The 19,688-nt window shown below is 46.4% G+C and carries 20 protein-coding genes; 12 read left to right on the top strand and 8 right to left on the bottom strand.

Features of this window, described 5'->3' with window-relative positions:
• Positions 1-170: 170 nt before the first annotated feature.
• Positions 171-935 carry a type I methionyl aminopeptidase gene (gene map / locus LZG94_RS04225; RefSeq protein ID WP_233790692.1) on the top strand — a complete coding sequence of 255 codons (765 nt, stop codon included), beginning with the start codon at positions 171-173 and terminating at the stop codon, positions 933-935.
• 3 nt (positions 936-938) lie between these two features.
• Here map and LZG94_RS04220 read toward each other — a convergent pair whose 3' ends face one another.
• The 3 genes from LZG94_RS04220 to LZG94_RS04210 form a co-directional block, all read right to left on the bottom strand.
• The gene (locus LZG94_RS04220) at positions 939-1,724 is read right to left on the bottom strand and encodes a hypothetical protein (protein ID WP_233790691.1); all 786 of its coding nucleotides are present in this window, start codon (positions 1,722-1,724) and stop codon (positions 939-941) included.
• Between the two features lie 122 nt (positions 1,725-1,846).
• On the bottom strand, positions 1,847-3,040 hold the full coding sequence (locus tag LZG94_RS04215; RefSeq protein ID WP_233790690.1) for a hypothetical protein: 1,194 nt from the start codon (positions 3,038-3,040) through the stop codon (positions 1,847-1,849).
• Between the two features lie 222 nt (positions 3,041-3,262).
• Entirely contained in the window at positions 3,263-6,940 is a 3,678-nt protein-coding gene (locus LZG94_RS04210) for a DUF4347 domain-containing protein (protein WP_233790689.1), read from the bottom strand.
• Positions 6,941-7,114: 174 nt separating this feature from the next.
• On the opposite strand from LZG94_RS04210, the gene LZG94_RS04205 reads away from it, so the two are divergent.
• Together LZG94_RS04205 and LZG94_RS04200 are read left to right on the top strand one after the other, a co-directional pair.
• Positions 7,115-8,017: an AraC family transcriptional regulator gene (locus tag LZG94_RS04205; protein ID WP_233790688.1), complete on the top strand. Its 903-nt coding sequence runs from the start codon at positions 7,115-7,117 to the stop codon at positions 8,015-8,017.
• 87 nt (positions 8,018-8,104) lie between these two features.
• On the top strand, positions 8,105-8,944 hold the full coding sequence (locus LZG94_RS04200; protein ID WP_233790687.1) for an oxidoreductase: 840 nt from the start codon (positions 8,105-8,107) through the stop codon (positions 8,942-8,944).
• A gap of 58 nt (positions 8,945-9,002) precedes the next feature.
• On the opposite strand, the gene LZG94_RS04195 is transcribed toward LZG94_RS04200, so the two are convergent.
• Both LZG94_RS04195 and LZG94_RS04190 read right to left on the bottom strand, forming a co-directional pair.
• Entirely contained in the window at positions 9,003-9,587 is a 585-nt protein-coding gene (locus tag LZG94_RS04195) for a DUF4142 domain-containing protein (protein WP_233790686.1), read from the bottom strand.
• A gap of 90 nt (positions 9,588-9,677) precedes the next feature.
• Entirely contained in the window at positions 9,678-9,944 is a 267-nt protein-coding gene (locus tag LZG94_RS04190) for a hypothetical protein (protein WP_233790685.1), read from the bottom strand.
• Between the two features lie 306 nt (positions 9,945-10,250).
• Between LZG94_RS04190 and LZG94_RS04185 the strand changes: the two genes are divergently transcribed.
• The 7 genes from LZG94_RS04185 to arsB all read left to right on the top strand — a co-directional run bounded on the left by LZG94_RS04185 (position 10,251) and on the right by arsB (position 13,832).
• Positions 10,251-10,511, top strand: coding sequence for a type II toxin-antitoxin system Phd/YefM family antitoxin (locus LZG94_RS04185; protein ID WP_233790684.1), 261 nt, complete (start codon positions 10,251-10,253; stop codon positions 10,509-10,511).
• The gene (locus tag LZG94_RS04180; protein WP_233790683.1) at positions 10,493-10,774 is read left to right on the top strand and encodes a Txe/YoeB family addiction module toxin; all 282 of its coding nucleotides are present in this window, start codon (positions 10,493-10,495) and stop codon (positions 10,772-10,774) included. The genes LZG94_RS04185 and LZG94_RS04180 overlap by 19 nt, the downstream gene beginning before the upstream one ends.
• A 106-nt stretch (positions 10,775-10,880) precedes the next feature.
• A complete protein-coding gene (locus LZG94_RS04175) occupies positions 10,881-11,210 on the top strand; it encodes a helix-turn-helix transcriptional regulator (protein WP_233790682.1) in 330 nt (109 codons plus the stop codon).
• 53 nt (positions 11,211-11,263) lie between these two features.
• Entirely contained in the window at positions 11,264-11,839 is a 576-nt protein-coding gene (locus tag LZG94_RS04170) for a DUF6428 family protein (protein WP_233790681.1), read from the top strand.
• A 19-nt stretch (positions 11,840-11,858) separates the two neighbouring features.
• Complete coding sequence (locus LZG94_RS04165) at positions 11,859-12,272, top strand: arsenate reductase ArsC (protein WP_233790680.1); 414 nt, start codon at positions 11,859-11,861, stop codon at positions 12,270-12,272.
• Entirely contained in the window at positions 12,272-12,769 is a 498-nt protein-coding gene (locus LZG94_RS04160) for a GNAT family N-acetyltransferase (protein ID WP_233790679.1), read from the top strand. Before LZG94_RS04165 ends, LZG94_RS04160 begins: the two co-directional genes overlap by 1 nt.
• A 13-nt stretch (positions 12,770-12,782) precedes the next feature.
• The gene (gene arsB, locus LZG94_RS04155) at positions 12,783-13,832 is read left to right on the top strand and encodes an ACR3 family arsenite efflux transporter (protein ID WP_233790678.1); all 1,050 of its coding nucleotides are present in this window, start codon (positions 12,783-12,785) and stop codon (positions 13,830-13,832) included.
• Between the two features lie 135 nt (positions 13,833-13,967).
• Here the strand turns inward: arsB and LZG94_RS04150 are convergent, their stop codons facing one another.
• The 3 genes from LZG94_RS04150 to LZG94_RS04140 all read right to left on the bottom strand — a co-directional run bounded on the left by LZG94_RS04150 (position 13,968) and on the right by LZG94_RS04140 (position 18,544).
• Positions 13,968-16,355 (bottom strand): outer membrane beta-barrel family protein, encoded by a 2,388-nt coding sequence (locus LZG94_RS04150; RefSeq protein WP_233790677.1) that lies wholly within the window; start codon positions 16,353-16,355, stop codon positions 13,968-13,970.
• Positions 16,356-16,550: 195 nt separating this feature from the next.
• Positions 16,551-17,696, bottom strand: a complete 1,146-nt coding sequence (locus tag LZG94_RS04145; protein WP_233790676.1) for a sensor histidine kinase — start codon at positions 17,694-17,696, stop codon at positions 16,551-16,553.
• Positions 17,693-18,544 (bottom strand): LytTR family DNA-binding domain-containing protein, encoded by an 852-nt coding sequence (locus LZG94_RS04140; protein WP_233790675.1) that lies wholly within the window; start codon positions 18,542-18,544, stop codon positions 17,693-17,695. The genes LZG94_RS04145 and LZG94_RS04140 overlap by 4 nt, the downstream gene beginning before the upstream one ends.
• A 206-nt stretch (positions 18,545-18,750) precedes the next feature.
• Between LZG94_RS04140 and LZG94_RS04135 the strand changes: the two genes are divergently transcribed.
• Both LZG94_RS04135 and LZG94_RS04130 read left to right on the top strand, forming a co-directional pair.
• Positions 18,751-18,969, top strand: a complete 219-nt coding sequence (locus LZG94_RS04135; RefSeq protein WP_233790674.1) for a hypothetical protein — start codon at positions 18,751-18,753, stop codon at positions 18,967-18,969.
• 163 nt (positions 18,970-19,132) lie between these two features.
• The gene (locus tag LZG94_RS04130; RefSeq protein ID WP_233790673.1) at positions 19,133-19,687 is read left to right on the top strand and encodes a RagB/SusD family nutrient uptake outer membrane protein; all 555 of its coding nucleotides are present in this window, start codon (positions 19,133-19,135) and stop codon (positions 19,685-19,687) included.
• Position 19,688: the final 1 nt, after the last annotated feature.

Below are 19,688 nucleotides of genomic sequence, written 5' to 3'. Positions count from 1 at the left end.
TTCAGAGCCCGTACAGGAGTCGGCAGATGCTGGAAGACTGTCAGGACATAAAATTAGTTGTAATCAAAAAAGGAACCTTTGTATTTTGCAAAACCAAAGAGCTATATCTGGTGTTCGCTAACTGGTACCAGTATATTACGGTGCAGCATTTCAATAAACAACGGGAATATATGTCAATTACGAAAGAGTCAGATTTGTCAGGAATGCAAAAAGCGAGTGAGGCGGTAGCATATACTTTGAAGAAAATGATACAGCACGCTCAGCCTGGAATGACGACCAAAGAACTTGATGAATTCGGAGCAAAAATACTGGCTGAATTCGGAGCGAAATCAGCCCCCCACTCCACTTATGGTTTTCCGGGATGGACGTGCATTAGTGTCAACAACGAATTTTGCCACGGTGTACCTTCGGCTAAAAGGATACTAAAAGAAGGAGATTTAATTAACGTCGATGTTTCAGCCGAGCTGGATGGATTTTGGGCAGATAACGGAGGCTCTTTCGTGCTCGGACAGGATATTAATCAGCACCAGAAGCTTGTGAATGCATCGAAAGAGATTCTGATCAAGACGATCAATAGTATCAGAGGCGGTGTAAGAATAGCGGATATTGGTCATTTAATGGAATCGGAGGCTAAGAAACGCGGCTTCAAAGTGATCAGAAATCTGGCAGGCCACGGTATCGGCAGAGCTCTTCACGAGCAGCCCAACGAACTGTTGAACTATAAAAATAAATCTGATCAGAGACGGTTTAAGAAGAATTCGGTTGTAGCCATTGAAACCTTTATTTCCACAACCTCATCCTTCGCAACCGAACTCAACGATGGCTGGACGATGGTGGGAAATAAAGGTGGCTTTATGGCTCAGCACGAACATACAATTGTTGTGACTGATAAGGCGCCGTTGATATTAACGGAAATGAATGAGATATTCAGGTAACTCCTATTGCGCCAGCGGCTCGCTGTAAAAGAAATCGTCCATAATCACCTGATCGTTAGGCGCATTATAGGTAGCCTTCCCGATCGCTGCGGTGCCGGAAGTGATTCTCACTCTTGTTACTTTGGCGTCTGTGAAGGCTACACCGAGGAAAGAAAATCCGTTTTCGTCCGTTTTCACCGGAGCTTTAAACTGGCCCAGACTTTTATCTCCGTCGTAAAATTCAACTGTGGTATAATTTTCCAGGTTAACGTCTGAAAATATAACCCCGAAACCCTTCACAGAAGCGTCGGTCGCTGTTCCAGGAACTTTGAAGGTAACATCCATTTTGTTGCTTCCAACCGCCGCGAACGTACGTGCCGGACTGAAAGCGTTAAAATGATTGGCATCCCCTGTAAGAACATCGGTAAAATCGTTGTTGCTCACACGCAAACCCTGTCCGGGAGTTGATAAAACGGCGCCCCGTTTTCTGCCGGCAGGAGCCCCGGGATCTGTGCTGTTGAAAAAATCTCCCGGAAATGTATCCGTATTTGTAAGATTGTCAGGAACACCGTCCCAGTTGATTTCGCGCCTGCCAACCGCGGGCTGATTGGGCGTAGTATTCAGCGGATCGCCAAGTAAAGTCCTGAATTCGGCGAGCTTTGCATTAATGTCCCCGCTGCCCGTCACTACCGTGTAAGTTCCCGGAATTTCTGCGTCCGGTTCGTGATCATTATTGCAAGCACTTAACAATACGATACAAGCCAATCCTGCATATTTTGATAACCCGATTAATGTCATGTTCTTTTTCATTGTGTTGAATTGATTAAATGATTGTTGAATTAATTTGTGTGTTCATTTAATATCGAAACCAACTGGCAATGCAATTGCATGTATTAATCCAGTGGTTTCGATCTTATTAATTTTGAGTTTACTTAATGTAATGATTGATCAAATAACTTGGCAATAGCAGCAGGGTTTTGAACAAAATCATTCTGTGTTGAATTGGCCAATATACAAACCTGAACTTTTCCAAAATCCATGATCATTGTTTCGCAATTGAGTCCTGAATCAGTTTTGTAATAGTAAGTCCCTACTCCACCATTAATTTTTCCGGTAAAGCCTAAAAGGCTATCTTTCATTAGTTTCAAATCGTCAGAACTAACTATCTTGAATTGAGAAGCTGCTGACTGAATTTTTGCAAATTCGGACGCACTCAGATATAATCCCGTTGCCCCTGCATGTGCAACAACCTCAGCCTTATCAAGTCCGGGAGCATCGCCTTTTAGTGCGGGATATCCCTGCGTTGCAAGAGATGCATTTATCGGACCGCTCTCATTCCAGGCACTCCAGGAAACTCTATTGGCGTAAGGAAGTCCTGCTGGTACGAACACATTGGCCAGAACAATTTCCCCAAACGCATTTGCATAGGTATTAAACGCCATCGGGACCTTATTAAGCAGATTCAATCTGGTTGCATTTCCCTTTTTGCTCAATTCAACCGCTTCAACAAATGGAGTTATAATGCCGAGCAGACTATAATTAATATCAGCATTCCCAATAAGAGGGGCATTATCAATTGTACCCTCCACAACTAATTTGATCTTATTCGGCGCGAAAACATTGCTTAATCCTGTTTTGTGAGCGAGCAACTGTTCGAAGCTCAGCGATTTAAACTTTTGGCTGGGAACCCAGCCTTTTGGTAAGTAAGGCCACACCTTCGCTTTGACTGAGATATTGTATTTCCTTAAAGTTTTAAGTACTGCGAGCGCTGTTACGAACTGTGTAGCTGCAAGCGTTTCTTGCCTTACGGAAGCCCCGTGCGGTTTAGCTCCGCCGACTTCGAAACCTTTTCTTGCAAAACCTTCACCTCCATTTCCTTTAAATATTTCTTCTCCCTCTACATAAATTGAATAGCCGAATCCAACATTATAAAGATAATCTTCGATTTTTTGTGCGAATACAAATTTATCCAGTTTTGTACCCAGAAGCTTTGCATTACTATCGTCCCCGATATTTTGTTCTACCTGACTCTCTTGTAGAATTTGATCTTCTTTACAAGAAGTCGAAAATAATACTGTACTTACAATAAGACATGCACTTACTGATTTCAAAAGTTGCGTTTTCATTTTTAAAAGTTGAGTGTTCATTTTAAAATATTGTGTAAATAATTTAATCGAAGTGCACTTACACTTTGATGACAACAAAGGTATATGTGCGAAACCACCCGAACTTTTAACGTATGTAAAGAAGTATTAAAAAGTATTAAAATGAGATTGGTAAATACATAGTAATCCCAGCGCAGATAAGATATCTACGCTGGGATTACTAAAAATGAAAAAGAAGTTTTATCAGTATTTGGCGAAATGGGAAGTCGACACTTCGCGATTCGAACTTGTCGTTCTTACTATAAAAATGCCAGCGGGAAATGTTTTCACATCAATACCCGCGCGGGTATATGTACCCGAATAATGCAGGGCTCCGGAAGCGGAATAGATCTCCACCGACGTGATGCTTTCAATATTTGCGGCATCCAGAAAAATCTTGTCCGTAACCGGGTTTGGGTAGCTCCTGATCTGCGTTTTGTTGTCGGCAAAGCGCACGTGCTCGATCTCACTGAATGCGAAAGTACCGTCGTTATCTACCATGCGGAGGCGGTAGAAGTTTTCGGATAGCAGCGGCATAGCATCAGTGAACCGGTAGCGGCGGATTGCCAGGTTATCGTCAAGTCTGGCGACGGTGCCGATGTTCTCCCAAACCTTCCCTTCTGCACTGCGCTGAATCTCAAAATGGCTGTTGTTCACCTCGCTGGAAGTATTCCAGACAAGATCAACCGCCGATTCGTTCTTTGAAGCTGTGAAATTGATGAGGGTAACCGGCATGGGGTCATTCACTGCCCTGATTCTGAATTCGCTGTTTTCATAAGTTGTCTCCCATACACGTGGCGCGATATCCGGCAGGTTCAGTGTTGTGAAAGTACCCGTAATGCTAGCTGCATCGACCAGTACAAACGCATCGCCAAGCGCAGGCTTGAAACCATTGATGAATGATACCGATATACTGCCTCCCGCTGTGAAAACATCCGTCTGGATCTGATCATAATCCGTTCCGGCAGTTGTGCCGCCGATCTCCATCAGTAAGCTACCTTCATTACTCAGGCCGCTTGTGAAATTAAGTGTCCCTGCCGACTCGCCCGGTGCCACGGTTCCTGAATTTGTAAATGCAGTACCGGTAAAAGTTGCATTCCCCATGATCACGCCATTATTGATAAAGCTGCCATTAATTTGCAGTTGCGCGTCCCCTGAGTATAGTATACCATTAACCGTCAGATTGTTAATGTCCAGGTCTGTTGCATTTGGAATCTGTACAATCTGCTCGCTGGAAATGAGCGTACCTGCCGCGCTGGCACCCGGCGAAGATGTTGCGGCAATCCAGAAGCTGTTGTCCTGAGAAGACTGCCAGTCAGCCGGAGTGGTCCAGGTGCCGATAATAGCGGCGCTTCTATAATAATCGCCTGCATTCGAAACTTTGTAGATCGTATAGGCACTTGCCGCCGTGAATGCCGCATTTAGATTCGGTGTTGTGCTCGTGAGGCCGGTAACTTCCAGTTTCACTGTTCCATTACCGCTTCCGGTATTGACGGAAACAGTGTAAGTTGTACCAGAACCCGAAACCCCGGAAACTGATGCCCCCGAAACGCCGCTGGTCACCAGGGTAAAGGCGGATGCGTCTTCCATGGTAACGCTTTGTGCAAACTCAACCTGGTAGGTTACAACACCATCATTGGACGGATTAGAGGAAAGCCGGGTAACGGAGGTTACACTCGTTTGCGTGTAAAAATCTATCTCACTACCATAGGAAGTTCCCTGGGAATTGATGGCATATGCACGCAAGTAAACCCGCGTACCCGCCGGAAGCCCGGTCACGGTGGTACTAAAACTACCTGTCCCGGAACCGATCGCCACTTTATTGGACGCCGTAGTAGGCGCATTTGAAGTGCTCCACACAATACCACGCTCCGTTACGGCCGCGCCGCCATCGGCCGTCACTTCACCACCTACACTTGCAGTAGTGAGTGAAATTTCCCCCGCGGAAGCCGTGGTGACTGTAGGCGCAACGGTAGGTATACCAGTAGTAAATCTCAGCCAGGTAGCGCCATTACCCACACCCTCGAGAATACGACCTTCGATGTCGACAAATGCGGCTTTGTCAATTATAACATAGTAGGCCCTGCCGCCCTCCAGGTCAGTTGTCGGATCAATGGTAATGGTATTTGAGCCACTGCCGGTCACCTGTGCACTGTTCGCTTCAATGGTGGCAAAGACGGCATCGTCAAACAACCGGCGGATCTGTATGTACTTGCCTGCTGCACCGGTAACTGCCTGGCTAAATGTAAACGAAATGTTGCTGCTCACGGAAATCCCTGTTGCGGTGTTGGCCGGGCTGGTAGCCGTTATCCGCGGCGGTGCGTCGTTTTGACGGAAAAAATATTTTTGGTTTGCGCCGTTGTAGTTGGTAGTAAACACATCCACATCACCATCATTGTCCCAGTCGGCTACGAAAGATCTTAGCGAATTATTGTAAAAAGCGCCGGAGTGAGGTAGATTATTGAAAGGGTTTCCGGAACCTGTAACCTTTGTAAAAACGCCGCTACCATTGTTCCTGTGAAAAACAAGCGTTTCCGAGCCATCGGAAGTATGCAGGTCGATATCACCGTCTGCATCAAAGTCGCCGAAAATAATCTGGTTGTCACTGGCTATTACCATCCCATTAAACGGATTGGCCCCACCGGTCTGTATTGAATATACACCGTTATCATTGCGATAGTACTCTCTCACCGAAGCACCGCCAACCTGACTCATAAAAATATCAACATCCCCATCATTGTCCCAGTCTGCCGTATAAGCATACTGCGCACTGGAAAAGGCCGCCTTTCCGGGCAGGCCATCGAACGGATTTTGCGTGCCGGTCACCTTGCTGAACGCGCCGCTGCCGTTATTTTGCCAAAACTCATTATCAAGTTGGCTACCTGGGTAGCTATGCAAATCGATATCGCCGTCAACATCAAAATCACCGAATATCAGCTGGTTGTCTCCGCTGACAGTGATTTGATTGAACGGGCTGGAAGCGCCACTCAGCAACACATATTTGCCATTGTCGTTGCGGTAGAAAAAGTTTTTCTCTGTATTGCCGTTGCGCCTCGGAACGTAGATATCATCGTCGCCGTCATTGTCCCAGTCTGCCACAAATGCATTCGAAGCGGAATAAAAGACCGCGTTTTCGTTGATATTCTCAAAGGGATCCGCAGAACCGGTCACCCTCGCGAATGATCCGCTGCCATTGTTTTGCCAGAATTGGTTAACAGTCCCCCCGGGGTATAAATGAATATCAATATCCCCATCAGCGTCAAAGTCCCCGTAGATCAGCTGATTGTCAGTAGAGATTGTCATAGCATTGAAAGGGCTTGAACCGCCAGTCAGCTGTGTGAAGGTGGGTACAAGCAGCCCCTTAAAGTCCAGGAGCTTCAATATGTGCTTTTTAATTATTTTCCCAGCAACATATTCCAGATCCCAGTCACCACCACGGCGTTCTGAGCCGGTCTGATCGTTGGAAGCGGCCACGGGCACACCAAGCATTTCGTGCAGGCGCTGCACGAAACCGGCTCCGTCGCGGCTGGCAGTAAGTTGGCAGCTGTAAAGCAGCAGGCTGGATTTGCCAGCTACGAGTACGTTCCCAAGGCTTTGCCAGAAGCGTTCGTGCTCGCGGATATTGGCACCATTGAGCTGGGTTTGCCCGAGAACAAAATTACCTTCCGTACCGTGGGTCATAATGTGCACGCGCTCGGCTTTTCCGTGCGTGGCCAGTTGTTGTTCGAGTTCTTTAAAACCTTCCGGACTATTGGCAACGTAGATCACCTGCGAGCCGGGAGCGAGGCCAGCTGCCAGTGTGCGGTAATCTTGAAGCGATTCATCGATAATCACAAGGTCTGCGGTGGTCTTGCTGCGAATTTTCTGATAGGTAAACGTCAAAAAAGTGAGGAAGGAAATTAAACAAAGAGATAAAGTAAACGTCCGTTTGGTCATATAAGGGTATAGGATTAATTGATTAAATACTAAGAACCAATTATGAAGCTTCCTACCCTTATAAAACACTAATTATTGTCGGACTCAGTTATTACAGTTTGAATTTGGTAAATTTACCGCATGCAGAAATCAGAAAGCCTCGAAGATTTTTACCGATTTCATTTCCAGGATGTGCCTTCATCGCTGAAAGCCGACATCGGGCAAGCCAACGTTTTTCGTCTGGAAGACTGGATGGCGCCGGATTGTGGTGAAAAACCTTACAGCCGCAGGGATTTTTATAAAGTAACCCTGATCCGCGGTCATAATGTGTATCATTATGCCGACAAGAGCATCGAGATCAAAGGACCCACACTCGTTTTCTTCAACCCGCAGGTACCCTACACCTGGGAGCCGCTTTCGGACGATACATCCGGTTTTTTCTGCATTTTCAGGGAAGCATTTTTCCAGGGACGTTTCGACAACGGTCCCGGCGACCTGCCCGTTTTCAAGCCCGGCGCCACGCCTTCGTATCCGCTTAGTGAGCAGCAGGACAAGGAAGTAAGCAGTATTTACGAGAAGATGCTGACCGAGATTAATTCCGACTATCCCCTTAAATATGACCTGGTAAGAAATTACGTATTTGAGCTGATCCATTATGCCCTGAAAATGAGCCCGGCTGAAACGCTTCACAAACATACCGATGCGCGTTCGCGGCTCACCAACATATTTATCGAATTGCTGGAAAGGCAGTTTCCTATTGAAACGCCTTCGCGTAGGTTCAGCCTGCGGTCTGCCAGTGATTTTGCCTCGCAGCTGGCCGTGCACGTCAACCACCTTAACCGCTGCGTTCGCGACACTACCGGCAAAACTACCACCGATCACATTGCCGACCGGCTGGCCAGCGAGGCCAAAGCATTACTAATGCATTCGGACTGGAACATTGCGGAGATCGGGTACAGCCTGGGTTTCGACGAGCCGGCCCACTTTACTTACTTCTTCAAAAAACGAACCGGCCTTACGCCCTCTACTTTTCGCATTGTTTGAATTTGGTAAGTAACGCATTGATTTTCGTAAACACCTCCCCTGTCCGCTTCTCTACTTTTGTATTCGTCAAACAAACGAATCGAAAAGATGGACAATCAAAAAGTATGGTTTATCACCGGAGCATCGAAAGGCTTCGGCTTAGAATTAGTAAATCAGTTATCACAACTTGGCCACAAAGTAGTGGCTACCTCACGGAGCCTGGCCGAATTGCAGGATGCAGCTGGCACTGAATCGGAAAGTTTTCTCCCGCTGGCACTTGATATCACAGACGAAGCCGCTGTTTCCAAAGCGATCGACACGGCAGTTTCGCGCTTCGGCCGCATTGATGTAGTTGCCAACAACGCAGGTTACGGCCAGCTCGGCGGGATTGAAGAATTGACCGACGCCGAATCCCGCAGCAATTTTGATGTAAATGTATTTGGAACTCTGAATATTATACGTCACGTTTTGCCGCAACTTCGTAAACAGGGATCCGGACATATCCTTAACATTTCATCCATCGCGGGTATCAGTGGAAATTTCCCTGGCTGGGGCATTTACTGCGCTACCAAATTTGCCGTGGAAGGTTTGTCTGAATCGCTAGCGGCCGAAGTGACACCGTTCGGGATTAAAGTCACGCTTGTGGAACCTGGCTATTTCCGCACCAACTTCCTGAAATCCGGCTCATTGAGATTACCCGAAACAAGGATCAACGACTACCAGCTGATCCGCGATTCGGAAGCGTACCACGAGCAGCTCGAAGGAAACCAGCCGGGCGATCCCGTAAAAGGTGTTACCGCGATCATTGCAATCGCTGACGCTGAAAACCCGCCGGTTCATTTCCTGCTGGGTCAGGATGCGAATGACATTGCAGAGGCAAAGATTAAAGCTTTTCAGGATGAGATAGCGACCTGGAAAACGCTTTCTGTGGAAACCGCTTTTGCATGAAAACAAAAAAGCTGGCGGACACGTTGTATCCGCCAGCTCCAAAATGCTAACCGAAAGATTATTTCGTCTTATCAAGACTTTTCACGTGCTCAGCGTGCGCTTTAAGCACAGGTAAAGTTTTGTCGATGAAAGCTTTCATCTCTGCGTCTTTCACTTCCTTTTGCGCATCTTCAAAAAGCTTCACCGTTTCATCGTGGTCTTTTTTCATTTGCGCTATGTAAGCCTTGTCAAAATCACTTCCGCTTTTAGCGCCAAGGTCTGATGCCGCTTTTTGTTTTTCCTCATTTGGAGCAGCAGGAAGCGTAATATTTTTGCTTGTCGCCAGCGTTTTCAGTTCATCATTTGCTTTCGTATGATCTGTAATCATTTGTTTTGCAAATTCTTTCACTTTCGGGTCAGTCGCTTTTTCTTGGGCAATTTTGCTTAATGCGACTTCTGCCATTCCGCCATTGGCGGCTTCTACTGCAAACTCTGCGTCATCTTCGGCAACAGCTGATGCTGAGTCGGAGGCTGCATTATCCGTTACTGCTTCGTTGGTACTGTCTGCGAAGTCAGTAGTGTCGGTCGTTTCGGTCGATTTAGACCCACAGCTCCATAACATGGCTACGGTTGCGAGTGTCAGAAATGTTGATGCGATTTTCATTTTAATGATCTGTTTAAGTGGTGATAAATTTCAATGTGCCTGACCTTTCAAACACAAGTTCCATTTGATCATCAAAAAGCATACCACTACTTACTCCACCCCCTTACATTCCCTCATTTTTCCCACATCCTGAAAGAAGAACACCAGTTCCTTGAAATTCACGAACCGGTTGTGGCCTTTCGGATCTGTCCCGCACTCCTGCGCAAATAGTGTGAAGCCGGTGTACATGTCCCAAAGGTCTTCGATCCATGTGGCAGCGTCGCTCGATGAAAGAAGCTCGTGAACTTTGCGCCCGTAGGCGAGGTGGAGGCGGTCGAGAGCCTGCGGATCGGACTCGTTGTTTTGAAATGTGTGCATAAAAAAATCGGTAGCTGATGAGGCGCAACAATAAACGGTGCCGCGCTTACCGTTGCTCAACCTAGTGTATAGGCAATGGAGGTTTGAATCCATTACGGCAGCCACGACACCGTTAACCGATATACGTAGTCAGTAATAATCCTCCTGACCTCACAAATGGAGATCTGGCCTTTACACTAAATTGAGCGAGGTAAACGTAATACGAAAATTGGAATGTAGCAAATGGAATTTTCCTGCGGTGGATTAAGAACACTTAGAAACCAAATACAAAATCCACTATATTTGTGTACACAAAATCGTACACCCATGAGAATTATATCAGCTAGGGAGTTCCGGGGCAAGCAAAAAGATTATCTGGACTTGGCCGAAAGAGAGCGGGTGATCATTCACCGGGGAAAGAATAAAAAATCAGTTTTACTCACGCCAATTGATGAAAGTACTGAAACTGATGTCTTTTTTTCTGACCCGCAAGTGTTGAATGCCATTAAAGAAGGCATTGAGGACGTGAAGGCTGGAAGAGTGACTTCCATTCGCGATCTCAAAAACATATGGGCAGATATTCTGTAACCTTCTCCGACAGAGCTAAGAAAGACCTTTCATTTCTACACAAATCTGGCGGCAAGGCAATCGTCAAACGCATCGAGCGTATTTTTGAGGAGCTAGGTAAAGATCCTTATCATGGTATCGGTAAACCTGAACAGCTCAAAAATACGCTTTCCGGATTGTGGTCAAGGCGGATTGATAAAAAACATCGTCTCGTCTACCAAATCATTGAAACGACGGTAACAGTATTTGTGATTGCAGCAAAAGGGCATTATGACGATAAGTGAGAGCATCGCTCTTAAAAATGCCATCTTTTGTGGTGCTTTCTGTGGTCACAAACTATTTATATCGCAATATTGCGATTGAATAATATTTTTCAATTATGTTTGCAGCATGGGACTTACGAAGACGGAAATATTTACCGAGCAGCAGAACCGGATCGCAGATCTTGCAAAAGCATTTGCTCACCCGGCGCGCGTAGCCATTTTGCAGCTATTGATCGCCCGCAAAGCTTGTGTTTGTGGGGATCTGGTGGATGAGCTGGAACTGGCCCAGGCAACCGTATCCCAGCATTTGAAGGAGCTGAAACGGATCGGGATCATTCAGGGTGAAATTAATCCGCCGCGCGTTTGCTACTGTATCAATCCGCCCGTTTGGGAAGAAGCCCGGCAGGCATTTGGCGCGATACTGGAATCCTTCGAAGGTGTAAAATGCTGTAACTGATCAGTATTTTTTTGAGTAAATCAATCGCAATATTACATTTAATTATTAGCCCTATGACAAATCAATTCAATCCAATAGGCGGGGAACCGATGAGCTGGCAGGCATTTAAAAGCAAGCTTGAACAAAATCCGGATCTGCATCTGCAATTTGAATACGAAGCGGGCAAGCTTGTCGACCGTTCTTTTCACATTACCGAAATTAAGCAGGCGCCGATCGTTTCGGTGGATTGCGGAGGCGTGATGAACAGCTGGACGGAAGTGATCGTGCAGCTTTGGGAGCCGCCGGTAAAAGAAGCTGATCGCTCGATGCAGGTGAACAAGGCGCTGAAAATTGTAAACCTGGTTGAGAAATCATTGCCACTCAATCCGAATGCAATTGTAAAAATTGAATTTGGCAATTCCAGGTTCGACACGCGCCAATTATACCCGGGTGATTTTTTGGTTGAAAGCGACAGCCTCACCGTGCGCCTGGTTCCTGATTTCACACAATGCAAGGCGCTGACGCGTGGCCAGGCTTGCGGAACGACCGCAGCTGATGCGGCATGTTGCAGCCCTGCTCCCGAAAAAGAAGAATTGGAATTGGTGGCAGCTGAGGGCGCTGCATGTAAACCCGGTTCCGGCTGCTGCTAATCATTAATCAATTACTAATATGAAGAAAATTCTCGTTTTATGCACGGGCAACTCTGCCCGCAGCCAATTGGCCCAGGCTTATTTGCAACATTTTGCCGGTGACCGCGCGGAAGTATACAGTGCTGGTGTTGATCCCAAAGGCGTAAACCCGGTAGCAGTCCAGGTGATGGCCGAAGACGGTATCGATATTTCGCATCATACATCAAACCACGCCGACGAATATACCGGCATCGCTTTTGACTACGTGATCACCGTTTGCGATAATGCACGCGAGCAATGCCCCTACTTTCCGTCAGCAGGTGAGCTGATCCACCGTAGCTTTTCCGATCCTGGTCACACTGCCGGCGAAGACCTGGAAACATCGTTCCGCCGGGTGAGGGACGAGATTAAGGAGTATAGCAAAGATTTTATAAATCAAAAAATGCCTTCCTGATGGCCTGCACGATCCGCACCCTAATCGCCTCGGACTGGCCGGCAGTCAAGGAGATTTATCAGCTGGGAATAGATACAGGCAATGCAACTTATGAAACGCAAGCACCGGATACGGAAGCATTAAAAGGTAAATTTCTCGCAGACCCGCAGCTCGTGGCCGAAGATAACGGGCAGGTGATTGGCTGGGCAATGCTGTCAGCCGTTTCAAGCCGCTGTGTATATGGTGGGGTCGCCGAAACGAGCGTTTACGTTCACCCTCAACACCACGGGCGCGGCGTCGGGCAGGCACTTTTGTCGGCACTTATCCCTCTAAGTGAAAAGCTTGGTTTCTGGACCTTGCAGGCGCAGACTTTCCCTGAAAACAAAGCAAGTATTACCTTACACGAACGGCAGGGCTTCCGACAGGTCGGTTACCGGGAGAAACTGGGTAAGCATCAGGGAGTTTGGCGCGACGTTGTGTTCCTGGAACGTCGCAGCCCGATAGTCGGGAATGACTAATAATAAACATCTCATGCAAGAAAAGCGCCTTTCGTTTCTCGATCGATATTTAACGCTGTGGATATTCCTGGCAATGCTTTTGGGTGTGTCCATCGGGTATTTTTTCCCGGGCGCACCCGATTTTATCAATCAGTTCAATTCCGGTTCGACAGGTGCACAAAGTGTCAATGTGCCGCTCGCCATTGGTTTGATCTTAATGATGTACCCGCCGCTTGCAAAAGTGCGCTATTCGGAGCTTCCGCAAGTATTCAAAAACGGCCGCATCCTTGGCTTGTCACTGCTACAAAATTGGATAGTGGGGCCGCTGCTTATGTTTGGATTGGCGGTGATTTTCCTTCCCGACAAACCGGAATATATGACCGGATTGATCATGATCGGCATTGCACGGTGCATTGCGATGGTGATCGTGTGGAATGATCTGGCGGGCGGTGACCGGGTGTACGCGGCCGGGTTGGTTGCGTTCAATAGTATTTTTCAGGTACTTTTTTACTCGGTGTATGCCTATGTTTTTGTAACACTGTTGCCGCCACTGTTCGGACTCCGAGGATTTGATGTAGATATTACCATCGGCCAAGTTGCGCACAGTGTATTTATCTATCTGGGTATTCCGTTCCTGGCTGGAATTATCTCGCGAATTGTTTTCACCCGACTATTTGGTAAAGATTGGTACGAAAAGAAATTCCTTCCGGCGCTCAGCCCCATAACCCTGCTCGCTTTGCTGTTTACGATAGTGGTAATGTTTAGTCTAAAAGGTCAGTTGATCGTAACGATTCCTTTCGATGTGTTGCGTATTGCGATACCGCTCACGCTCTATTTTGCGATCATGTTTTTTTCTGCATTCTATCTTTCCAAACGGGCGGGTGCGGATTATTCAAAATCGACATCACTTGCATTCACTGCGGCAGGAAACAATTTTGAACTCGGTATTGCAGTTGCTATTGCTGTGTTTGGCATAGATTCCGGAGCAGCATTTGCAGCCGTAATCGGACCTTTGATCGAGGTGCCGGTATTGATCCTGATGGTCAATTTTGCATTAAGGCAACGCAAAAGCTTTGATTCATAAATCAATATACGCCTCTCTCAACTGTTCCTTACTGTTTTGACTTTCCAGTTTGTCAAGTATTACATGATCCTGAGCATATTAAATTTTCTGGCCCATAATTTTTTCGAATTCATAAGGGAGGAAAAATCTGGCCCCCTATCTGCCTCCCATGCGGTTTTTCTCAGCCTCATTGCCAAGGCTCCTATATTTCGACCCTTTCACGGTTTTCTTTCCGAAATTGTAGGAAACGGACACCCGTACACGTTGCGTATCCGAGTATAGCCTGCTACGGATATCCACCGGCCCATAAGCAACATGGATCCGATTAACCTGCGTGCGGAAAATATCTTCAAAGGCAACGCGGATGTTGAGAGATTTAGATATTTCCTTATTGACGCTCAATGAAGCCCAATACAGGGACCGGGTCTTCCAAATCGTGTAACGGTTGGGAGAATTGTAATTCAAAAATAGTTCGGCCTTGTAGCCCCTTGCCAGGTTGAAAATGTTGGTACTGTTCACAACAACACCATAACCGTTTAATTTCACACCCGGCACGTCGGCGATGCGCGATTTCGTCTGGGTCCCTGAGACAGTGAATGTGGTATTCGTTTTCCACCATTTGGTAATATCCTGCCCCCAGCTAATCCCTGCATACGCATCATTGACACTGCTCAGGTTACCCATTGTCTGAATGTAGATTTTGGTCTCCGGGTCGGCAAACAGTACATCCGAGATCATATTTTTGGTATGGGTGTAGTTGGCAAACAGCGAAATATTACCGAACGTATAATAGACATCGGCGGTGTTGGCAAAGGAAGGTTTCAGCAACGGGTTACCTTCCACGATCGAGTAAGGATCAACAACCGTACGAAATGGCACAAGGCTATACAAGCTCGGCCGGGCTATTTTCCTGCTGTATGAGATACTGAAATTCGATTCGTTCTTGAAACCTTTGCTCAGGTTCATGCTGGGGAATAATCCGGTGTACGCTCTGCTCAAACCGGCACTCGTCAATTCCTGGCTGGTGTGTTCCAGTCGTAACCCGGCTTGCAGCGACCAATCGTTCCCTAACGCATTGCTGTAATTTGCGTAGCCTGCATAAGTGTTTTCCCGGTAAACCCCTGCATTGCTGAAAGCAGTATCCAGTACATACAAGCCTTCGTCATAATTTTCCTGACGCAACTCGTTATCATTCCCTATCGAGATATATTTGAGCCCTGCGCCCCATTTCCCTTTTTTGAAAGGAATATTCAGATCAGTTTGGGCGATGAAGCTTTTCTGATCGTTTGGATTGGTGATACGTACTCTTGAAGGTACTCCAATTGGCATCTCTCCCGGATTCTGGCGCTGGTAGGTCAGGTTTTGAACCGATGATTTGTTGAAAAAGCTTTGGGTTACATTGACTGAAAGCTCTTTACCAGTGCTATCGAGTTTTCCGGTATAGTAAAAATTTACATCATAAGTTTGTCCGTTATCATTACTTCTATTGGTTACCTGTAACAACGAATCAACCACCGACAACGGGCCCCTGAAACTGGTTTTGGTTTTGTTTTCACCGTCCTTGCCTGACCATGAGCCGTTCAGGCGCAATCCCAGTGCATGTTTTGAGTTCGGTGTAAAATCAATTCCGTTGAAAGAAGAAATGCTCTTGTTCTGATCGAGGCTATTGACCTTATTTCCCAAAGAGCTGCCCGGGAACTGACGTTCGAGAAACTGATCATTGTAATAATCGCTGATCGCTCCGCTGGCGCTGGTAAACAGGTTCCATTTGCGTGTCCTGAAATTGAGGGAGCCGTCGGGTGTAAACCTGCCGTACTCGCCCTGCGAATAGTTCACGGCAATCCTGCCGTTGAGTCCTACTTCCAGGCTTTTTTTAGTGATAATGTCAATTACGGCCCCGAAGCTGGCGTCATATTTGGCGGGAGGATTGGTCAGCACTTCTATTTTGAGAATATCTTCTGCCGAAAAATTTTGCAGAAAACTGGCCAGTGCGCCCTGCCCTGTCTGGCGGCCGTCAACCAGAATCAGAACGCTTCCCTTGTTACCCACCTTAATGCCTTCATTGGTCACACGAACGAGCGGCGCATATTTGAGTAAATCAGTTACTTTATTTCCCTTGGCGATCACACTCTTTTCAACATTCAGGATCATCCGGTCACCCTTTTGCTCCACCAGGCTCCGCTGACCTGTGACGGTAACTTCGGCAAGACTTTCGACGTTTTCTTCCAGCACCAGATTCCCAAGGTCCACGCTGTTGATGGAATCACTTAACACAACCGGCGGCGACCATTTCTTTTTATAACCTACATATTGCACATTGACCAGATAATTCCCATTAGCGACGTTATCGATCTCGAAAATACCCGCTTCATCAGAAACCGCCCCTTTCACCACACTTGAATCACCTGCGGCTATTAACGCGATTGTTGCATACGCAGCTCCCTGATCCCCTTTCTCTACAATTTTGCCCTTGATCCGGGACTGAGACATTGCCGTTGAAGCAGCACAAATCAAAATGATCAATAAGGATAAGTTCGTTTTCATGCCAACAAAATTTTATGATATCATCATTTGCGCTTATGCGTGAACACAAAAGAGACTCAATAGTTAGCGATTTGAAATTTTCTTATACCAATCAGGCGAAAAATCAGACAGAAGAATACATCCGGTTTCGTCGATAGGAAAACCGTTTTCGTCGAGAAAATAGGTAGCGAAACTGACGTTACTGCCCGTACAAGATTATCCGTTCAATGGCAATCTGATCAGCACTTTAAACTCACCGTCCTGCTCGGTTATGATCAGCTGATGTTTGCCAGGATAGTAAATTTTCATCCGCTTTTCCAGATTGACTAACCCGATCCCGCCTGTCTTTTCGGAGCGCCTGTCCCTCATCGCAGGCTGATTGGGAACACTGTTGGCGATCTCAAATTCGAGCGAATCGCTGTCAACCGATATCCGTATGTCCACATGCGAGTTGTGCCGGGTCGCATGAACACCATGTTTGAAAGCATTTTCAACGAGCGTTATCAGCAGGAGGGTTGGGATCATGTGCTTCTCACTAATGTCGCCCTCCTGCCGGAAGGTGATCTTGCACCGCTTGTTACTCCGGATGGACTCCAGTTCAACATATTGGCTCAGATAGGAAATCTCCTTTTCTAGTTTGATAAATTCATCGTTGGTTTCATACAATGCAAAACGCATTATCTCGGATGCTTTTTGCAAATACGCTCCTGCCTCCTCCGAAATGGGAAGGATTTTTGCATAGGCAGCATTCAAGACGTTGAACACAAAATGGGGGTTTATCTGGGTCTTCAAAACCCTTAACTCCATACTCAAAGCTTCATTCTGGAGCTTCTGTCGTAGTGTACTCTCTTTCACGGCATATTTGGCAACCTTGAATGCAGCAGGCAATAACAGCAACTCTATTTCAGATATGTCATATAGAAATACAAGCCAGGAATTAAGACTTCGCGGATCGAAAGGATCCATATACAAACCTGCTACTAACTGAAACCTGACAGGCATGTGTTGCAAACCCAAGAGATTATCTATCAGGAGAAAGATAAAAAGGGAAAAAAAATGTGTGATTACAATAACGATGACCAGTAAAGTAAATCCAAGGAATAACCCTTTAAGATGCTTACTCAGAAAACTGTAAAGCCCTACGCACACATAATACTCGGGAATCATCTTGAAGAAATACAGAAAGCTGGCCAGGCTAACTCTCGGATCACCTGCTTTCGACGCCAAAGTTGGAATAGCGTAAGCGTTGTGCAGCAAAATAAACAGAATCCAAAAGCTGATATGGTAAAAAACCCTCAGCCTGGTCGAGCGAGGGAAAAATAGACTGTAGAAAAATGACTTATCCTGATTAATGCTGTTCATTCACGCTGCGTTTTTTCCGTCAACTGCCTGAAAACCTCATCCCTTGTCGGCGATACGGCAATCGAGACTTTCATTCCATTCAGCATCGTAATCATATTCCCCTCGATCACCTTAATGCTGTTCCGGTTGACAATGTAGGACCGGTGTGTCCTAACAAATGGAGGTGAGGGCAGGCGGTTCATCATCGTGGCCATGGAAGCCAGCGTAACCAGCACGCCGTTGGAATAGTGGACTTTCACGTAATCTTTGAGCCCTTCGATAAAATAAATGTCTTTGAACCAGACGCAATACATTTTCCTGTCAGCCCGGATCCACATATACTCTTCCTGGACTGCATTTTCGTCCCGCCAATCGTTGATCGGCTGTATTGTGGGCTTAGCTGCCGCGGTCTGATCGGCCTGCACCGGCTGTGATCCGGACATTTCATCTCCGGCTGTTGCAAGCGTCTTTTCTTCGGGCAAATTATTACCGGTAATCAGACGTCGTACTTTGCTAACAGCTTTCAGAAAACGATCGAAGCCGATGGGTTTCAATAGAAAAGCGGTAACATCAAAGGTAAATCCATCCACTGCATACTGAGGATAAGCAGTGGTCATGATCACATGCGAATTGGGCGCCTTCACAATACTCAACAAATCCAGGCCCGTCAGTTCGGGCATATTGACGTCCAGGAAAAGGATATCCGGCTTGCTGTCGGGAATAAATTCCAGCGCCTCGACCGCATTGTAACAGCTCCCTACACAAACCAGCCAGGGAATTTTTGCAATCAGGAATTTGAGCACTTCATGAGCAGGTTCTTCGTCATCAATGATCAAACAACTGATTTTTCTTGTTGTATTTGAATTCATCAAGAGCTATATTTTTCGAAACGTTGTGCAGAATCAAAGAATGCAAAAAGGCCAGACAATAATCTATGCGATGATTATTTCTGGCCAACAAATATGAGCATTAATATTAAAAATATTAATAATTACTGTTGCTTCAGCAGCTCGGATCTGCTTTTCGCTATAAAGGCCTCAGTCTGGATTTTCAGTTCTATTGCACCTACGGTTATATGGTAAGGGATACATGGGCGAATTTCACGCAAAGTGATGGATACCATGCCAACTTCAATGTGGTGGCAGCACAACTGGAGAGATGGCAGAAGCCGGGAGATGTTACTGACGTGCCAAAGTTTGTTTACGGTGGGGCGAATGCTTCCAATGCAGTATCGAGCCGCTTCCTTTATCGTGGCGATTATTTACGGCTCCGCAATGTGGCTTTGGCTTATTAGATACCTAAAAAATTACTGACGGTTACAGGTTTGCAGAACTCCAGCGTATATCTGAGAGGATCTAATGTGCTCACTTGGGTACGGGATCAAAAGCTCCCGTACAATCCCGAAACCAATCTCAACAGCACAACGAACTTCGAGGTTTTTATTCAAAAACATTTACGTGAGGACTACAACCAATGAGCTGGGCTATTTGTATCATCAAACAGGTTACGGTGATGCGCTTGCCGTCGCATCGTTGATTGAACTGTATACGCAAACTGACGTTCCCGGAAAACTCATCATTCCTCAAAAAAGAGAAGCAGCCGAAAATCCTGCATTTGTCGTCAACAAGTACAGTCGCATTACTGGCGATTATGACGACAAAAAAGTAATCCGATTATCCGAAATCTCCTTAATTGCAGAAGCAGCTTTTCGGCTTCATCAGGAAGACAAGGCGCTACATTATTTAAACAGGTTGGTAGAAGAACGGGATCCGAACCATAAATACAGTTCATCCGGACAACGACTTTTAGACGATATTATTCTTGAGCGACGAAAAGAACTCGCATTTGAGGGAGATCGCTTCCACGATCCAAACCGACTGAAAAGTGACATCATCAAGAAAGACGGGCAGGTTCGGGTAAACATTCCCTTCTCCCATCCTTTTCGCATCGCCCCTATCCCCGAAGAAGAGCTCAATCAAAATCAGAATATCCAGCAGAATGAAGGATACTGAA

The sequence above is a fragment of the Dyadobacter sp. CY343 genome, from assembly GCF_021390335.1.
GTDB lineage: Bacteria > Bacteroidota > Bacteroidia > Cytophagales > Spirosomataceae > Dyadobacter.
This window is presented reverse-complemented; position numbering and strand designations above follow the sequence as displayed.